This window comes from Verrucomicrobiota bacterium, from assembly GCA_016871675.1.
Lineage (GTDB): Bacteria > Verrucomicrobiota > Verrucomicrobiia > Limisphaerales > VHCN01 > VHCN01.
The window spans coordinates 72,096-88,992 of sequence record VHCN01000004.1 but is presented as its reverse complement, the minus strand read 5'-3'; the positions used below and the strand labels follow the sequence as shown (position 1 = coordinate 88,992).

Genomic DNA, 16,897 nt, shown 5'->3' with positions numbered 1-16,897 from the left:
GAGGTCGCCGTTGTTGAGCAGGTCCTTCTTCGCGCCGGCGAAGCGTGTGCCCCGGATGTCCGCCTCCTTCATCCCGTAGGCGCGGATGGTCGTTCCCATTGCGCCGTCGAGGACGAGGATGCGCTCGCGCAGCAGGCGGCGCAGTGTGTCGCCGGGATCCGATCGGGCGGTGGTGCTGGCCATCTTCAACGCGGGAAGTGTGCGGTTGGAGCAGTCAAAACTCAATCGGAACCCCGGTTCGCGCGCGGCCGCGCTTCGCCGGTTGTCGAGCGTTGTCGAGCAGACGGCCGACCACATCATCATCACCGACCGCACCAGGCACATCGAGTATGTGAACCCGGCGTTCGAGCGGCAGCCCGGTTCTAGCACGGACTTTGCCCCGAGTGCCGCGCGACGCTGCCCGCCGAACTGCCGAACGGACCGGGGCGATGCGCCGCTTCGCGCCCGTCGCGATTCGCTTCCGGTCTTGCCATGACGCGCACCGTTGCCGAAGCTGCGCCCCGACCTATGGCGAAGAAGGCGCTCATCACCGGCATCACCGGGCAGGACGGCTCCTATCTCGCCGAACTTCTCCTCGGCAAGGGCTACGAAGTCCACGGGATCATCCGCCGCGCCTCAAGCTTCAACACCGGGCGCCTCGAACACATTTATGAAGATCCGCACTCCGGCCGGAGCCGGCTCTTCCTGCACCACGGCGACTTGAGCGACGCGAGCGCGCTCGCGCGTCTCGTGGCGAAAATACAGCCTGCGGAGGTCTACAACCTCGCGGCTCAAAGCCACGTGCGGGTGAGCTTCGACGCGCCCGAATACACCGTGGACATCACAGCCACCGGGACGATTCGATTGCTCGAGGCGATCCGCGAGACGGGCATCCAACCGCGCTTTTACCAGGCGTCCTCATCGGAGATGTTCGGCAAGGTCGTCGAGATTCCACAGCGCGAGAGCACGCCCTTTTACCCGCGCTCACCCTATGGTTGCGCCAAAGTCTTCAGCCACTGGATCACGGTCAACTACCGCGAGTCCTACGGCCTGCACGCGAGTTGCGGCATCCTCTTCAACCACGAGTCGCCGCGCCGGGGCGAGACGTTCGTCACGCGCAAGATCACCCGCGCGGTCGCGGCCATCAAGCTGGGGCTCCAGCAGAAGCTCTTCCTCGGCAACCTCGACGCCAAGCGCGACTGGGGCTTTGCGAAGGAATACGTCGAGGCCATGTGGCTCATGCTCCAGCAGGAAAGGCCGGACGACTACGTCATCGCCACCGGCGAGACTCACAGCATCCGGGAGTTTCTGGACGTTGCCTTCGAGCACGCGGCGCTCGACTGGAAGCAGCACGTCGAAATCGACCCGCGCTACTACCGGCCCGCCGAGGTGGACCTGCTCATCGGTGATCCCTCGAAGGCCCGGCAAAAACTCGGCTGGGAACCCCGCATCAAGTTCGCCGAACTTGCCCGCCTCATGGTGGACGCCGACTTGAAGGTGCTCGAAGACCGCCTCGCGGGCAGGGTCAAGCCGCGGCACGAATGATCCGCGCGGCGTGTTGCGCCTTGAAGAGGCGGCACGGTTGCCGCACATACCAGACGTGGACTCCGGCCCGAACTTCCCCGTAACCGCGGCCCGCAAACGGCGTCACCCCTTCCAGCCGGGCCGGCATCGGCAGTGACTTATGGCCGACAGCCTTGATGCGCCAGCCTGCCTGGACCGCGTGCGCCGGCGCGACGAGGCGGCGGCGCGCGAGCTCGTGGCGCACTTGTGGCCCCTCGTCATCAAGATCGTCCGCGCGCACCTGCCGCGCGCGCTCGATGAGGAAGACCTGGCGCAGGAGATTTTCATGAAAGTGTTCGCCAATCTCGAACAGTTCCGCGGCGAAGTGCCCGTCGAGCACTGGGTCTCGCGCGTGGCCGTGAGCACATGCCTCGACCGTCTCCGCGCGCAGAAGCGCCGTCCCGAATGGCGCTGGGCCGACCTCGGCGAGGCCGAGGCCGAAGTGCTCGAAGCCGTGCTGCACAACGAGTCCGAACCACACCCCTCGCAAGGCATGGCCGCGCGCGAACTCGCGGTGAAGCTCCTCGATTCCCTCGGCGCTGAGGACCGCCTCGTCATCCACCTGCTCGACCTCGAACAGCGCCCCGTCGCCGAGATCGCGCAGGTGGTCCGCACGGCGCAGGAGGACATCGCGCGCGAGCTCACGCCGGAACAGCTTGTGAAGTTCGATGAACTCCGCCGCGAGCAACGGCAGCGCCTGGCCGACCGCACCGCCAACGGCCAGCCGCCGCCACCAAAGGGCAAGCGCCCGCCCGGACCGTTCTTTGGCCGGCCGCCGGGAGAAAAGGAGGGCAAGTGAATCGAGCCGGATCAAGGTTGGAACTCGGTGCCTTGTGTCTGCTTCTGTTCCTCAGTCCCGCATTCGGGGCTGCAGAGCTTGAGCTGCGCGACATCCACGGCAAGACGCATACTCCGCTCAAGCTCGGTGCGGAGCAAAAGGCGGTCGTCCTCATTTTCCTGATGAGCGACTGCCCCATCGCCAACGCATTCGCGCCGGAGATCAACCGCATCACCGCCGACTACGCGAAGCGGCCGCTCAGCGTGCGGCTCGTTTACGTTGAGCCCGACCTCGCGCCCGAGGCCGCGCGCAAGCACGCCAGGGAATTCGGCTTCACCGCCACGGCGTTGCTCGACCCGTCGCATGCGCTTGTGAAGCACACGGGCGCGACCGTCACGCCCGAGGCCGTGGTGCTGGCGCCCGGCGGACGGGTGCTCTATCGCGGCCGCATTGACGACCGCTTCGCCGACCTGGGGCAGCGCCGCCAGCGCCCGACCACGCGCGACTTGCGCGATGCGCTCGACGCCGTGCTCACCGGCAAGCCCGTCGCGACGCCATTTCCCAAAGCCATTGGCTGCTTTATTTCCACCGCGCCATCTGATAGACAACCCGCCAAGCCATGAACCTGCAAACCCTGCTCCCCGCCGCCACGCTCACGTGCTTCATCGCCGTTTCCGCGACGGCCGGCTCGAACGACAAGCCTTCGCCGGCGAAGCCCGCCGCGGCCGTCTACACGCCGCGCCCCGTGAACACGCTGACGTTCACCAAGGACATCGCGCCCATCGTCTGGAAGAACTGCGCCGAGTGCCATCGCGCCGGCGAAGTCGGGCCGTTCACACTCACGAGTTTTCAGGACGTCGCCAAGCGCACCAAGACCATCGCCTCCGTGATTGAGAAGGGCACGATGCCGCCGTGGAAAGCGGCGCCCGTGCAGCGCTATCACGATGAGCGCGTGCTGACCGCGGAACAGGTGGGCATGTTCAAGCAATGGGCCGCCGAGGGCGCGCGCGAAGGAAACGTGTCAGACCTGCCGCCGCTGCCGAAGTTCGCGTCCGGCTGGAAACTCGGCACGCCCGACCTCGTCCTGGAGATGCCCGAGGCCTACTCCATCGCCGCCGAGGGGCGTGACGTGTATCGCAACTTTGTGATTCCGACCAGGCTCACCGACGACCGCTGGCTTGCGGCCGTCGAAGTGCATCCCGGCAATCGCAGCGTCGTGCATCACGTGATCGTCCACTACGACACCAGCGGGCAGGCACGCGAGCTTGACGCGCGCGACCCCGGTCCCGGTTACGGGCGCGGCGGCGGCGGCATCGGGTTCCGCGGCTCGCAAATCGGCGGCTGGGCGCCCGGCAACGACGCACGGCTCGCGCCCGCCGGTGTCGGCCGGCTGTTGCCGAAGAACGCGGACATCGTGCTGCAAGTCCACTACAACAAAAGCGGCAAGCCCGAGACCGACCGCACGAAGATCGGCCTGCACTTCGTGAAGGGCCGGGTGGACCAGCGCTGGCACACGTTCCCGCTCGTCGCACGGCTGAGCATCCCCGCCGGCGACCCCGATTACGTCACGCGCAGCACCATCCCGGTGCCGACGGACTCGACGCTGCACAGCGTCATGCCGCACATGCACCTCGTCGGCCGCGAGATGAAGGTTTCGGCGACGCTGCCCGACGGCAGGGAAATCCCGCTCGTGCACGTGCCGAAGTGGGATTTCAACTGGCAGATGACCTACGCCTTCGCGGACCCGGTGAAACTCCCGCGCGGTTCACGAATCCACATGGAGGCGCATTACGACAACTCGACCGGCAATCCGAACAACCCAAACAACCCGCCGCGCCCCATCCGCTGGGGCGAGCAGACCAACGACGAGATGTGCCTCGCCTATCTGAACTTCACCCACGACGGCGAGAGCCTGACGAAGGGCCGGAAGGTGGACGGGGTGAGCGACATCTTGCGCGACTTGGGCGAGCAGTTTCGGAAGAAGAAGTAGGCAGGGCAAGGGAAGCGACGAGTGCGCGGTGCGGTGCGTCCCGATTCTCCCAACCTGCGACTCACCCTCCGACCCGCGGCACCAGCTTCTTCAAATCCTCCGGCAGCCACGCGCGCAACATCGGCCCCGTCATCGCCGTCGTGAGCAGCGCCATCAGCACGAACATCGTGAAGAGTTCCCGAGGCAGCAGCTTGAGCTCGAAGCCGATGTTGATGGCCACGAGCGCCATCAACGCGCGCGTGTTCATCAGGGCCGCGACGCACAGCGACTCCCGCTGCGGCTGACCCGTGAACCGCGCCGCGGCCCAGCAACCGCCGAATTTGCCCGCCGTCGCCACCACGAGCACGACCACCGCGCCGAGCCACGCCGTGCCCGTGTTCAGCGAGCCGATCTCGGTGCGCAGCCCCGTGTTCGTGAAGAAGATCGGCACCAGCGCCACGAGCACGAAGTCGGCGAACTTCTCGCGCCAGGCCTTCACGAGCGACGTGTCCTGATGCAGCGCCACGCCGAGCAGGAATGCGCCGAAGATCGAGAAGATGCCGAGCTTGTTCGTTATCAGGCAGCACGTGAACAGCACCGTCAGCAGCACGGTCATGAACCCCGGCCCGAGGCGGCCCTCGGCGAATCCCCGGCTCTTCTGCCACCGCCCGCGCAGCCATGGCCCGACGAGCGTCATCAGCCCGCCGAAGAACACGAGCACCCCGGCGACCTGCCCGAGGAACGGCATCCACTCGAACTGCGATTTCGCCAGCGCCGAGATCACCGCCAGCCCGACCCAGCCCACAACGTCGTCAATCGCCGCCGAACTGATGCCCAGCGCGCCGAGCGCGGTGCGCTCGAGCCGCATTTCGAGCAGGATGCGCCCCATGATCGGCAGCGCCGTGATCGAGAGCGCGATGCAGACGAACATCTGAAACCCGGCGAACGGCGTCTCCGGCGCGAAGTTCCGGTGCAGCCACGGGCCGATGAGCAGCCCGCCCGCGACCGGCGCGACGATGCCCGCCGCCGACACCGCCAGCACCGCGCGCGAGCGCGACGCCAGGTGGCCGTAATCGAACTCCATGCCGACCTGGAATAGCAGCAGGATGAGGCCGAGCTTGCCGAGCAGTTGAAGCGACTGCTGCGTCTCGTCCGGGAACAGCGCGAAGAACGGCTGTCCGGGAAAGAGGGCCCCGTGAATCGAAGGCCACACGAGCCCGAGCAACGACGGCCCGAGAACGATGCCCGCAAAGATTTCACCCACCGCGAGCGGCTGCCCGAGCCGCTGCCCCGCGCGGCCGAAGAACCAGGCGGCGGCCATGATGACCATCCACTGGAGCAGGACCAGGCCGAGATGATGTTCGATGGCGGTCGGGTTCATTTAATACGTGTGCATACTAAAGAAGCCCGCCCCGGTGGCAAGCGGTTTGTTGCACGCCCGCGGGCCGCGGCTCGACTTTGGCGCGCCCCGCGGGTCTAATCCGCCGCGATGCACGTCTACGGACATCCCACGTTCGAAATGGCCTGCCGGCAGTTTGACCTCGTCGCCGACCGGATGAACATCCCGCGCGACGACCGTGACCGGCTCAAGCTGCCGAAGCGCGCGATGACCGTCTCGCTGCCCGTCCACATGGATGACGGCTCGACGCGCGTCTTCACCGGGCACCGCGTGCAGCATCACCTTGCGCTCGGGCCGACCAAGGGCGGCTTGCGGTATCATCCCGAAGTGGAGTTGGGCGAAGTCGCCGCGCTCGCGATGTGGATGAGCTGGAAATGCGCGCTTGCCGGGCTGCCTTACGGCGGCGCGAAGGGCGGCGTCGCGTGCGACCCGCACAAGCTTTCGCTTACCGAGCTCGAGCGCGTCACGCGCCGCTACACACAGGAGATGATTCCCTTCATCGGCCCGCAGATGGACGTGATGGCGCCCGACCTCGGCACCAACGAACAAACGATGGCGTGGATGATGGACACGTATTCCGTCCACATGGGCTGCGCCACGCCGGGCATCGTGACGGGCAAGCCTGTCGGCATCGGCGGCTCATTGGGCCGGCGCGAGGCCACGGGGCGCGGCGTCGGCTACCTCATCAATCGCGCGCTCGACACCATCGGCTTGCACGCGCCCCACGCGACCGCCGTTGTGCAAGGCTACGGCAATGTCGGCGCCATCGCGGCGTTCTCACTCGCGAAATTCGGCGTGAAGGTCATCGCCGTCAGCGACGTGCAGGGTGGCATCCTCAACCGGCGCGGCCTCGACTTGTGGGAACTCGACCGCCACGTCGCGAAGCACCGGACAGTGACAGGATTTCCCGGGTCGGAACCGGTCACCAATGAACAGTTGCTGCTCACGCCGTGCGACATCCTTGTGCCCGCGGCGCTCGAGCGGCAGATCACCGGGCAGAACGCGGCGAAAATCCAATGCCGCGTCCTCGCCGAGGCGGCCAACGGGCCGACCACGCCCGACGCCGACCTGATCCTCGACCAGCGGCCGGAGGTCTTCATCATCCCGGACATCCTCTGCAACGCCGGCGGCGTGATCGTCTCCTACTTCGAGTGGGTGCAGGACTTGCAGAGCTTCTTCTGGACCGAGACCGAGGTGATGGACAAGTTGTTCCGCATTCTCGAGGCGTCGTTCATGCAGACGCTCACGATGAGCCGCAAGCAGAAGCTCACCATGCGCCAGGCCGCGTTGAGCATCGGCATCAGCCGCGTGCACGAGGCGAAAAAGACGCGCGGGTTGTTCCCGTGACCGGGCGCGGACGCGTCCGGCGCGTCCAGTTTGCGCTTCAATCTCCGCGCCCGGCCCGCGCATAGTGCCCCATGCGCATCGCCTCCCTTCACTTCCTGCAGCGCCTCGTCAACACCCCCAGCCCGCCCGGACACGAGGCCCGCGGCCAGCGCGTCTGGCTCGACTACGCGCGCCATTACGCCGACGAGACCTTCTCCGACGCCCACGGCAACACCGTCGCCGTGCTCAACAAGGGCGGCTCGCCACGGCTCATGCTCGCCGCGCACGCGGACGAAATCGCGATGACGGTCAACTTCGTCAATCCCGACGGCTTCATCTACGTGCGCAAGCTCGGCGGGATCGACCCCGCCATCACCCGCGCGCAGCGCGTCGTCATCCACAGCCGCAACGGCCCCGTCAAGGGCGTCGTCGGCAACGTCCCGCCGCACCTCACCAAGCTCGAAAGAGAGCGCAAGGTCCCCGAACTGCACGAGCTCTTCATTGACATCGGCGTCTCGACGCGCGCCGAGGCGCAGAAGCTCGTCCGCGTCGGCGACCCCATCACCCTCGACGACAGCTTCGAGTTGTTGCGCGGCGACGTGGCGGTCGCGCGCGCGTTCGACAACCGCATCGGCACCTTCGCCGTGGCCGAGACGCTGCGCCTGCTGCATCCCGACCGCAAGAAGCTCAAGGCCGAGATCTGCGCCGTGTCGAACATCATGGAGGAAGTCGGCCTCCTCGGCGCGCGGCAGATTGCCTATTCGCTCAAGCCCGACGCCGCGCTCGTGGTGGACGTGACCCACGCGACCGATTACCCGGCCGTGAACAAGCAGATGCACGGCGACATCACGCTCGGCGGCGGTCCCACGCTCACGCACGGCCCGGCGAACCATCCCGACGTCGTCGAGCGCATCGAGGAAGTCGCGGTGAAGAAAAACATCAAGGTCCAGCACGAGGCGCAATCCGCCACGAGCGGGACGGACACCGACGTGATCTTCTGGACCCGCGGCGGCATCCCCTGCGGGCTCATCAGCCTGCCCAACCGCTACATGCACTCGCCCGTCGAGCTGGTGAACCTGCGCGACCTCGAGCAAATCCCCGAGCTCATGGCCGGCTTCGCCCTCTCGCTCAGGCGCGGCGAGCAGTTCAAGGTGAGGATTTGATGCAGGTTGCGGCGGCGGCCGCGCTTCACTCCCGCAGCGGCTTCAGGTTCCCCGCGCCGTCGAAGTCCATCGCGACCGCGCCGTGAGTCTGCGTGAGCCGCGCGTCGGTCTTCACGGCTGGCGCGAGCGCCTCGCTCACTTCCATCGTCGCGAGCGAGAGCGTGTCCGCGATGCGGACGACGCGCGCCCCGGCGGTGTCCTCCCGCGCGAGCGAAGCCAGCGCGCGCTCGATGCATTCGCGGTCGGTGTCGAAGTGGATTGGGATCTTCGCCGCGTGGGGCGTGAGCGACGTGAGGGAATTGAGGTAGGTGACGCGCTTGTTGACCGCGAGCGCGGCGCGCGTCGTGGTGAGGTCCGCGAGGCCGAGGCCGATGGCGTTCCCCTGCGTCTCGTGGGTGAGGTCGCGCACGAAGATGCGCCGGATCACGGGCGGCCCCGCCTCGACGCGCCCGAGCGACGACGAATAGCCCTGCACGCCGCGTCCGATCACGTTCGGGTCCATGCCCGCGCCGCTGATGTTCTTGCCGATGCGGTCCACGATGAGCAGGTCGAGGTCCGCGAACGGCAGCAGCGGCATGAGGCGTCTGGCCTCGACGAAGATTTCCTCCTCGCGGCGCTCGATGTCTTCGCGCGGCAGCACGGCGAGGCGCGCGACTTCGTGGAACGGGTTTTCGACGATCGCCACGCCGCAGAGGACCGGCGCCTCGGCGAGGATCACCCGCGCCATGGAACGGATCACGTGCGCGAGCCCGAGCCGCGAGGCGGCCGCGTGGCACGCGGTGGCGCCGGTGATCTTGCCGAGGCCGATGACGGCCATCTTCATGATCCCGCTGCCGAAGCTGCCGCCGAAGTCCGTGTGCGGCTTGACGCGGTTGACGATGATGATGCCGTCCGCGCCGAGCGCCACGGTGCTGCACCACACGGGCGCGCCGTCGGGCGTGGAACCAACCTGCCTCACTTCCAATGAAGGCCGCACGGGCGCGCCGCACGTGGCCGCGGTCACGCCGTATTCGGCGAGGATGCCCTCCTGTCCCTCGGGCGTCGCGCCGCCGTGGCTGCCCATCGCAGGCATGAGGAAGGGCTGCGCGCCGGCGTCGCGGAGGACGCGAACCACTTCCGCGACGATCTCCGGAAGGCGTGCGATGCCACGGCTGCCGACGGCGACCGCGATGCGCGCGCCGGGTTTGACGCGCGGGAGGACGGTGGCGAGTTCGCGCCGCAGCGTCGCGGGGACGTCCACCGGCGGCGTGCGCTCGAAGTTCTGCCGGGCGCCGAGCATGAGGGGAAGGGGTGTGCTCATGAAGTGGAGGGCGAGGAGGACGTGCTTCGTGTGTCGCGAAGCCCATCCCCGCGAGGCTGGCTTCGCGCGGGACGTTCATCGCTGGTCGCGGCGGCAAACGCAAGGCCGGAGGGCGCGCGGTTGTGTCAACCCGCTGGCGCCTATGGCGAAACCCGCCGCATCGACATCGCGAGGCGCCGGCGCATGGATTCGCGGCCTTTGGCGTCGTGGAATTCCACGGGGTTGAAGTCGTCGGTCAGCACGATGCCGTTCGTCGAGAAGAGTTCGCGCACGGCCAGATACGTGTCCTGCACGCGCGAGAGGCAGGTGTGGTGGATGCCGGTGAACTCGGGCTGCCGCGCGAACGTGAGGTCGGGCCGGTCGCTCGCCACGAAGAACGTGTTGCCCCAGCCGTCCGCGTGGATGCGCACGCTCTTGAAGACGGACTTGAGCGTCTTGTCGAGCGACGCCGCGAAGTAGTCGTTCCCCGCCGCAAGGTCGCCGAAGGAGTTCATCACGAGGGCGCCGCCGGGCTTGAGCACGCGGCGCATCGAGTCGAAGGCCTCGCGTGACATGAGGTGCGCGGGGGTGGAGTCGCCGAGGAAGGCGTCGAGGATCACGGCATCATACTTCCGGGTGGCGCGATTGAGGAAGGCGCGCCCGTCGCCGATGTGGATGTTGAGCTTCGCCGGTTCGAGGTCGAAGAACTTCTCCGCCACGGGAACGATGGCGGGGTTGATCTCCACGACGTCCACCCGGGCGCCGTCGCGCGCGAACTGCATCGGCGCGATGCCGATGCCGAGCCCGATGCAGAGCACGTCGTCGGAGCGCTCGGTGTAGGCGCGGCCGAGGCCGTGAAGCATGTAGGTGAAGAGGTTGACGCTCTGCTTCGCGACGGGGTCGTAGCCGTTCTGCGTGAGGTAGTCGTTCAGGTAGTAGCGCACCGTGCCGCCGCGGGCCTCGATGACCTGCAACTGCCCGAAATTCGAGTTGCTGCGGTGAATCTGCCGGCCTTCCGCGAAGTTCCCGCGCGCGTCCTGCGCGATGCCGGCCCAGCCCACGAGTCCGCCGCCGATGATGCCCACGGCGGCCGCCACCGGGCTCTGCGCCCGCCGGCCCCATCCGAAGATGTATCCGCCCGCCACTCCGAACAACCCCGCGGCCGCGAGAAACATGGTTTGCGAATTCGGCAGGAACGGGATGAGCACGTAGCCGGCAAGCACCGTGCCCGCGACGCTGCCCAGCGTGCTGACCGCGGAGAGCGTTCCCATCTGCCTGCCGACGACGTTCACGGACTGCGTGAGCACGCGCACGAGGAACGGCCCGGTGGTCGCGAGCAGCGTGAGCGGGACGAAGAACAGCACGGCCGAGGACACCAGCGCGCCCGTGGCGAGGTTGAACTTGAGCCCCCAGAACGCGACGGGCTCGCAGATGAACACGCTCAGACACAGGTATACTCCGGCCAGCAGGATGCACGTGTAGAGCCGGCCGAGCTTGCTGTTGCGGTCCACGAGACGGCCGCCGAACCAGTAGCCCACCGCCAGCGAGACGAGCGTCACCGCGATCTGCGCCGTCCACACGAAGTGCGACGTGCCGACGTAGGGCGAGAGCATTTTGGCGCCGAGGATTTCCACGACGAGAATGGTTGCGCCAGTGAGCGCGGCGGTCGCGTAGAGGTATCGGCGCAGTCCGGCGGACAATTCCGGCCCGGCGGCGGGCGGCGCGGGTTTTTTTTGCACGCGGAGGTTCTACGGGCTGCGGCGCGAGAGAGCAAGCCGGAGAAGGGAGCCGCGTCCCATTCCAATGCCATTGACTCCGCGCGGCAACACGCATACCACCTCGCGCACCATGAACCTGAACGGGAAGATCGCACTCGTCACCGGCGGCACCCGCGGCATTGGCGCCGCCGCCGCGCTCGCCTTCGCGCGGGAAGGCGCGGACGTCGCCATCGCCGGCCGGCGCGATGACGCCGAGGCGAAGGCGACGCGAGACGCCGTGCGCGCAGTGGGCCGCCGCTGCGAGTTGATCACGGCGGACTTCGGCAAGCCCGCGGATTGCGCGCGCGCGGTGCGCGAGACCGAGTCCAGGCTGGGCGTCGTGGACGTGCTGGTCCATTCGGCGGGCGGGCCGGTGAATGGCAGGCTTTTCGAGATCACCGAGGAGCAATGGATGGCGGCGTTTGACGTGCACGTCCACGCCATCTTCCACCTGTGCCGCGCGGTGATCCCCGGGATGCGCGCGAAGAAGGAAGGCGCGATCATCACGATTTCCTCGACCGCCGGCATCCGCGCGCTCGTCACCAACGTCGCGTATCAGGCGGCCAAGGGCGCGGTGCCGCAGGTCACGCGCGCGCTCGCGCGCGAGTTTGCGGGCGACAACATCCGCATCAACTGCGTCGCGCCCGGCGTCATTCGCACGGATTTTCACGCGACGATGAGCGAGGAACAGAAGCGGCTCAACCTCGACCACCGCATCCCGCTCAAGCGCGAAGGCACGACCGCGCAGGTCGCCGACGTCATCACGATGCTCGTGAAGAACGACTACATCGCGGGCGAGACCGTGGTGATTGACGGCGGCCTGACGATGCGCATCGCTTGAGGCCCGTGTGGTGGTGGCGTTTGACACGCGCGCGCCGGGGCGCGATAAGGGCGCATGCACTCAAGGCTTGTCCTCCTCGCGGTTCTCCTCGGCTTCGGCCCGGCGCTTGCGGGCGACGGCGCCATCCGGAACTTCTCCAACACGCTCACGCGCCGCGCCAACCCCGGGCCGCTGCTCGCAGACCATCCGGAATTCGTAGCGCCCGTCGAGGAGCTCACGCGCTTCGAGGCGCCGGCGCTGGTGCGGGATGAGGGTGCGGATTTGCACGTGCGGGCGTGGCGCTTCAGTTACAACGCGCGCGGCATCATCGAGATGCCCAACGACCTCCGCGCCGGGGCGACCGCGATCATCTTCGTGCATCCTTGGGGCATCGACGACGGGCAGGGCTGGCGCACGCCGGAGCCCGCGGGCGTGGCGGACTTCTGCACGCTTGAAAAAAACAGGCTCGGGGGCCGGCACACGCGCGAAGTCATCGTGCCGTTCATCCAGTCGCTTCGAAGCCGCGTGAAGTTCGTGATGCACTCGCTGCCGGGCGCCGAGGATCCGATCCGCCGCAAGCTGTATCGCTCTTTCACGCGCACGCCGTCCGCGGCGGAGCGGGCCGAAGGCGTGAAGGAACTCGACGCGAAACTCAACGGCTTCAACTACCGCGGCGAGCCCCTGCCCGCGACGCTCACGCTCTCCGCCGACAAGCCCGTGGTGGATTACTTCAAGCAGTTCCCCGGGCTCGACGCCGGCGCCCGCTACAACGGCGCGGGCTTTTGGGACCTGCCGATCCCGGTGACTCGCGATGCGGCGCCGCACGCGGACGATGTCGTCATCTACGACGCCGCCGGCTACGAGCCGCTGCGGAAGTTCCTCGCCGACCACGGCGTGCGCCATGTGCTGCTTGTCGGCTACGCGACGGACATGTGCTACGCCCGGACGACGGCGGGCTTCGAGAACCTGCGCAAGGACTTCAATGTATTCCTCGTGGGCGACGCGACGCTGGCGACGTTCCCCTCGAACAAATCGCCGCGCCACGCGACCAACGCGCACATCAGCTTCGCCGCGCTCAACAACCTCGTCACGCAAGTGAGCTGGGTGAGGCTGGACCCGGCGCCCAAGTCCCGATGAACGCGCGCGCCGCGTCACGCCGTGAGTTCCTTGCGGGCACCGCGCTCGCCGCGGCGGGCGCGCACCTCCGCTCGGGCGCGGCGGAAGGCCCGCGCAAGGCGCACATCGCCATCTCGCTGGATCTGGAGATGGCGCGCAATTTCCCGCGCTGGGAAGACACGCAGTGGGATTACGAGAAGGGCAACCTCGACGCGGCGACGAAACGCTACGCGCTCGAGGCCGCGCGCCGCGTGAAGGCCCGCGGCGGCGTGATCCACTTCTTCCTCGTCGGCCGCGCGCTCGAGCAGGAGAACGTGGACTGGCTCAAGGAGCTGCTTGCCGCCGGCCACCGCATCGGGAACCACACCTACGACCACGTCCACATGAAGGCGACCAGGCCGGCGGAGGTGCAGTTTCGGTTCCAGCGGGCGCCCTGGTTGATCGAAGGCAGGACCGTGCCGCAAATCGTGCGCGAGAACATCGCGCTCTGCACGGAGGCCATGAAGTCGCGCCTCGGCGCCGCGCCCGCGGGCTTCCGCACGCCCGGCGGCTTCAGCAACGGTCTCGAGGATTCCCCGCACTTGCAGCGGATGCTCCTCGACCTCGGATTCAAGTGGTGCAGCGGCAAGTATCCAACTCACCCAAACTCCAGGCCGGGCGAAGAACCCGGCGCTTCGGTGCTCGACGGCATCGTGAAGGCGCAGGCCGCGGCGCAACCGTCCCGCTACAGCAGCGGGCTCGTGGAGATTCCCATGGCGCCCATCAGCGACATCGGCGCGTTTCGAAACGGCCGGTGGAAGCTGGAGTGGTTTCTCAAGGCCATCCGCCTCGCCGTGGAGTGGTGCATCGCCGAGCGCGCGCTCTTCGATTTTCTCGGCCACCCCGCGTGTCTTTCCGCGATGGACCCCGAGTTCCGCGCGATCGACTTGATGTGCGACCTCGCGCAACGCGCCGGGGATCGGGCGGCGATCGTGGATTTGGACGCGGTCGCCTCGCGGGTCGCCCCGTAGCCCGGCCTTCCAATGTCGAGCGGCCGGCGAAGTGACCCTCCGCTTCCGGGTTTCAATGGAAGAATGGATTGTGCTCCCGCTGCTCACCGACGGTCGTGAGCGGGCCGTGGCCGGGGCAGATGAGCGTGGTCGCGGGCAGGGAGAGAATCTGGTCGCGCACCTTCGACTTCGCCAGCGGACCATGGTCCTTCGCGCCGCCCATCGAGCCGGCGAAGATGGCGTCGCCGACGATCGCCACGTGCGGCGCGTCGTCAGGCCAGTTGCCGATGACGTAGGTGACGCCGTCCTCCGCGTGGCCCGGTGTGTCGCGGTTGGTGACGCGCAGGCTGCCGAGGTGGATGCAGTCGTTGCGGCGGTTCTTGTGCTGCGGCGGCGCGCTCTTCGCATCGGTGTGGATGCGCACCTGCGGGAACTTCGCGCGAATGGCCTCGACGCCCGCGATATGGTCGGGATGCGTGTGCGTGATGAAGAGGTGCTTGAGGTCGAGCTTGTGCCCGGCGAGCAGCGCAAAGATCGGTTCCGCGGTGAAGCCCGTGTCAAACGCCGCCGCCTCGCGGGTGACCTCGTCCCACGCGAGGTAGGCGTGGACGCTCATGCCGTCCTCGGTGGTGATCTGCCGGAGTTCGCGCCACGTCGTGAGGTCCACGGGCTTCGGAAGCCAGTGGTTCACGATGCCCTCGACCTTCGTCGCGCTCAGATCGATGAGCGCGGAAAGCGCCGGGAGATCGGGGCGCCGGGTGAACGTGCCGGAGTCCTCGAGCGCGGCGAGTTCGGCCTCGGTCAATCCCGCGGCCTTGGCGGCGGCGGCGGGGTCGACCTTCGTCATCATGCGGGCCTTGCGGAGGATGTCGCCGAGATGGTCTTCGAGTGTCATGGCGCGGCAGCGTAACGAGCGCGAAATGGGGCGTCGAGTGAAAGGACTCTAGCTCGCCAACCGTTTGCGCTCGGTTTCAATCCACTCCACGACTTGCGCCACGGCATCCCCGGACTTCACAAAGGTGATCGCGCCGCCGCGGGGCTTGAGCTCGACTTCACCCTTCGCGAGCGACTTCTCGCCGATGCCGATGCGCAGCGGGAAGCCCGCAAGGTCGGCATCCTTGAACTTCACGCCGGGACGCTCGTCGCGATCGTCGAGGATCACCTCGATGCCGCGCGCGGTGAGTCCGGCATAGAGTTGCTCGGCGAGCTTCATGCCCGCGCTGCCGGGCGCGACGGCGAGCGGCGTGATGCAGGCTTCGTAGGGCGCGACGCTGACGGGCCAGATGACGCCGTCCTTGTCGTTGCATTGCTCGATGACGGCTTGCAGCGTGCGCGTGACGCCGATGCCGTAGCAGCCCATCACGCTCGGTCTGCGCGTGCCGTCCTCGGCGAGGAACGTGGCGTTGAGCTTCTCGCTGTATTTGGTGCCGAGCTTGAAGCAGTGGCCGACCTCGATGGCGCGGCGGATCTTCAGCGGCTTCGCACACTTCACGCACGGCTCGCCCGCGGTGACGGTGCGCAGGTCGAACCAGGATGTGACCTTGATGTCGCGCTCGATGGAAACGTTGCGCAGGTGGAAGCCGTCCTCGTTCGCGCCGGTCGTCATGTCGTTCGCGCCGCGCAGGCGCTCGTCGGCGAAGACCCTCGCGTGGTCGGGAACATTCACGACCGCGCCGAGTGAACCGGGCTTCGCGCCGAGCGCGGAAGCGCACTCGTCGGCGGTCGCGGGGCGCGCGGCGGCGGCGCCGGCGCGGGCCATGAATTTGTTCCCGTTCATCTGGTCGTCGCCCCGGATCAGCACGAGGACCGGCTTCGAGTCGGCGATGTAAACGAGCGTCTTGATCTGGCGGTTGGCCGGGACGCTGTAAGGTGACTGGCTCAACGCCTCGATGGTCACGACGCCGGGCGTGGCGAACTTCTCCGGAGCGGCGCCGATGTCGCGCGCGGCGGTTTTCGGGATGCCGCTCGTGGCCTTCTCGATGTTCGCCGCGTAGCCGCAGGCTTCGCAATAGACGACCTCGTTCTCGCCGGTCTCGGCGGGCACCATGAACTCGTGCGAGTGGCTGCCGCCGATGACGCCGGTGTCGGCCTCGACGGGGAACGACTTCAGCCCGCAGCGCGCGAAGATGCGCGCGTAGGCGTCATACATCTTCCTGTAGCTTGCCATCGCACCGTCGTCGCTCACGTCGAAGCTGTAGGCGTCCTTCATGATGAATTCGCGCGCGCGCATCAGGCCGAAGCGCGGGCGGATCTCGTCACGGAACTTCACCTGGATCTGGTAGAAGTTTTTCGGGAGCTGGCGGTAGCTGTTGATCTCGGCGGCGGCGAGCAGCGTGATGACTTCCTCGTGCGTCGGGCCGAGGACCCACTCGCGGCCGGCGGAATCCTTGACCTTGAAAAGCACGTCGCGCGCCGTCTCGTAACGACCGGATTGCTGCCAGATGTCCGGCGGCTGGAGCGCGGGCATGAGCACCTCGATGGCGCCGGCGCGGTCCATCTCCTCGCGGACAATGCGCTCGACCTTGCGCAGCGCGCGCAGGCCGGTGGGGAGAAAGGTGTAGATGCCGCCGGCGAGCTTGCGCACGAGCCCCGCGCGGAGCAGGAGCTTGTGCGAGAGAATCTCCGCGTCCGCCGGGGCTTCGCGGAGGGTGGGGATGAGGGTTTGGGACCAGCGCATGGAAAGGCAAAAAGCCGGAGGGGTGAAGGGGGAGCCATCATCCGCGCGTCTCTGGGCGCGGGGTGACGAAGTGGCTCACGAG

General features: G+C 67.6%; 16 protein-coding genes. 10 read left to right on the top strand and 6 right to left on the bottom strand.

The window, feature by feature from the left end; all coding sequences use genetic code 11:
* Positions 1–183: 5-methyltetrahydrofolate--homocysteine methyltransferase (locus FJ386_02145; protein ID MBM3875504.1), on the bottom strand; the 183-nt coding region annotated here is incomplete at its 3' end.
* On the opposite strand from FJ386_02145, the gene FJ386_02140 reads away from it, so the two are divergent.
* The 5 genes from FJ386_02140 (at position 86) to FJ386_02120 (ending at position 4,310) form a co-directional block, all read left to right on the top strand.
* Complete coding sequence (locus tag FJ386_02140; GenBank protein ID MBM3875503.1) at positions 86–475, top strand: PAS domain-containing protein; 390 nt, start codon at positions 86–88, stop codon at positions 473–475. The genes FJ386_02145 and FJ386_02140 overlap by 98 nt on opposite strands.
* A 32-nt stretch (positions 476–507) precedes the next feature.
* A complete protein-coding gene (gmd, locus tag FJ386_02135; protein MBM3875502.1) occupies positions 508–1,524 on the top strand; it encodes a GDP-mannose 4,6-dehydratase in 1,017 nt (338 codons plus the stop codon).
* Between the two features lie 139 nt (positions 1,525–1,663).
* A complete protein-coding gene (locus tag FJ386_02130) occupies positions 1,664–2,341 on the top strand; it encodes a sigma-70 family RNA polymerase sigma factor (protein MBM3875501.1) in 678 nt (225 codons plus the stop codon).
* Positions 2,342–2,373: 32 nt separating this feature from the next.
* Positions 2,374–2,943 carry a redoxin domain-containing protein gene (locus tag FJ386_02125; protein MBM3875500.1) on the top strand — a complete coding sequence of 190 codons (570 nt, stop codon included), beginning with the start codon at positions 2,374–2,376 and terminating at the stop codon, positions 2,941–2,943.
* A complete protein-coding gene (locus tag FJ386_02120) occupies positions 2,940–4,310 on the top strand; it encodes an ascorbate-dependent monooxygenase (protein ID MBM3875499.1) in 1,371 nt (456 codons plus the stop codon). Before FJ386_02125 ends, FJ386_02120 begins: the two co-directional genes overlap by 4 nt.
* Positions 4,311–4,371: 61 nt before the next feature.
* Here FJ386_02120 and FJ386_02115 read toward each other — a convergent pair whose 3' ends face one another.
* Positions 4,372–5,670: a sodium:proton antiporter gene (locus FJ386_02115; protein MBM3875498.1), complete on the bottom strand. Its 1,299-nt coding sequence runs from the start codon at positions 5,668–5,670 to the stop codon at positions 4,372–4,374.
* A 108-nt stretch (positions 5,671–5,778) separates the two neighbouring features.
* On the opposite strand from FJ386_02115, the gene FJ386_02110 reads away from it, so the two are divergent.
* Both FJ386_02110 and FJ386_02105 read left to right on the top strand, forming a co-directional pair.
* Positions 5,779–7,035, top strand: a complete 1,257-nt coding sequence (locus FJ386_02110; GenBank protein ID MBM3875497.1) for a Glu/Leu/Phe/Val dehydrogenase — start codon at positions 5,779–5,781, stop codon at positions 7,033–7,035.
* Positions 7,036–7,106: 71 nt separating this feature from the next.
* Positions 7,107–8,177 carry a M42 family metallopeptidase gene (locus FJ386_02105; protein ID MBM3875496.1) on the top strand — a complete coding sequence of 357 codons (1,071 nt, stop codon included), beginning with the start codon at positions 7,107–7,109 and terminating at the stop codon, positions 8,175–8,177.
* Between the two features lie 25 nt (positions 8,178–8,202).
* Here the strand turns inward: FJ386_02105 and FJ386_02100 are convergent, their stop codons facing one another.
* Positions 8,203–9,477 (bottom strand): DUF2088 domain-containing protein, encoded by a 1,275-nt coding sequence (locus tag FJ386_02100; GenBank protein ID MBM3875495.1) that lies wholly within the window; start codon positions 9,475–9,477, stop codon positions 8,203–8,205.
* Between the two features lie 140 nt (positions 9,478–9,617).
* Positions 9,618–11,195 carry a methyltransferase domain-containing protein gene (locus FJ386_02095; GenBank protein MBM3875494.1) on the bottom strand — a complete coding sequence of 526 codons (1,578 nt, stop codon included), beginning with the start codon at positions 11,193–11,195 and terminating at the stop codon, positions 9,618–9,620.
* A gap of 109 nt (positions 11,196–11,304) precedes the next feature.
* On the opposite strand from FJ386_02095, the gene FJ386_02090 reads away from it, so the two are divergent.
* From FJ386_02090 to FJ386_02080, 3 genes are read left to right on the top strand one after another with little or no spacing between them, the layout of a single operon-like run.
* Positions 11,305–12,054, top strand: coding sequence for an SDR family oxidoreductase (locus FJ386_02090; GenBank protein MBM3875493.1), 750 nt, complete (start codon positions 11,305–11,307; stop codon positions 12,052–12,054).
* Between the two features lie 54 nt (positions 12,055–12,108).
* Positions 12,109–13,170 carry an isochorismatase family protein gene (locus FJ386_02085; protein ID MBM3875492.1) on the top strand — a complete coding sequence of 354 codons (1,062 nt, stop codon included), beginning with the start codon at positions 12,109–12,111 and terminating at the stop codon, positions 13,168–13,170.
* Positions 13,167–14,159, top strand: a complete 993-nt coding sequence (locus tag FJ386_02080) for a chitin deacetylase (protein ID MBM3875491.1) — start codon at positions 13,167–13,169, stop codon at positions 14,157–14,159. The genes FJ386_02085 and FJ386_02080 overlap by 4 nt, the downstream gene beginning before the upstream one ends.
* 52 nt (positions 14,160–14,211) lie before the next feature.
* Here the strand turns inward: FJ386_02080 and FJ386_02075 are convergent, their stop codons facing one another.
* Together FJ386_02075 and FJ386_02070 are read right to left on the bottom strand one after the other, a co-directional pair.
* Positions 14,212–15,033 (bottom strand): MBL fold metallo-hydrolase, encoded by an 822-nt coding sequence (locus tag FJ386_02075; GenBank protein ID MBM3875490.1) that lies wholly within the window; start codon positions 15,031–15,033, stop codon positions 14,212–14,214.
* A gap of 48 nt (positions 15,034–15,081) precedes the next feature.
* Entirely contained in the window at positions 15,082–16,815 is a 1,734-nt protein-coding gene (locus FJ386_02070) for a proline--tRNA ligase (protein ID MBM3875489.1), read from the bottom strand.
* Positions 16,816–16,897 lie beyond the last annotated feature (82 nt).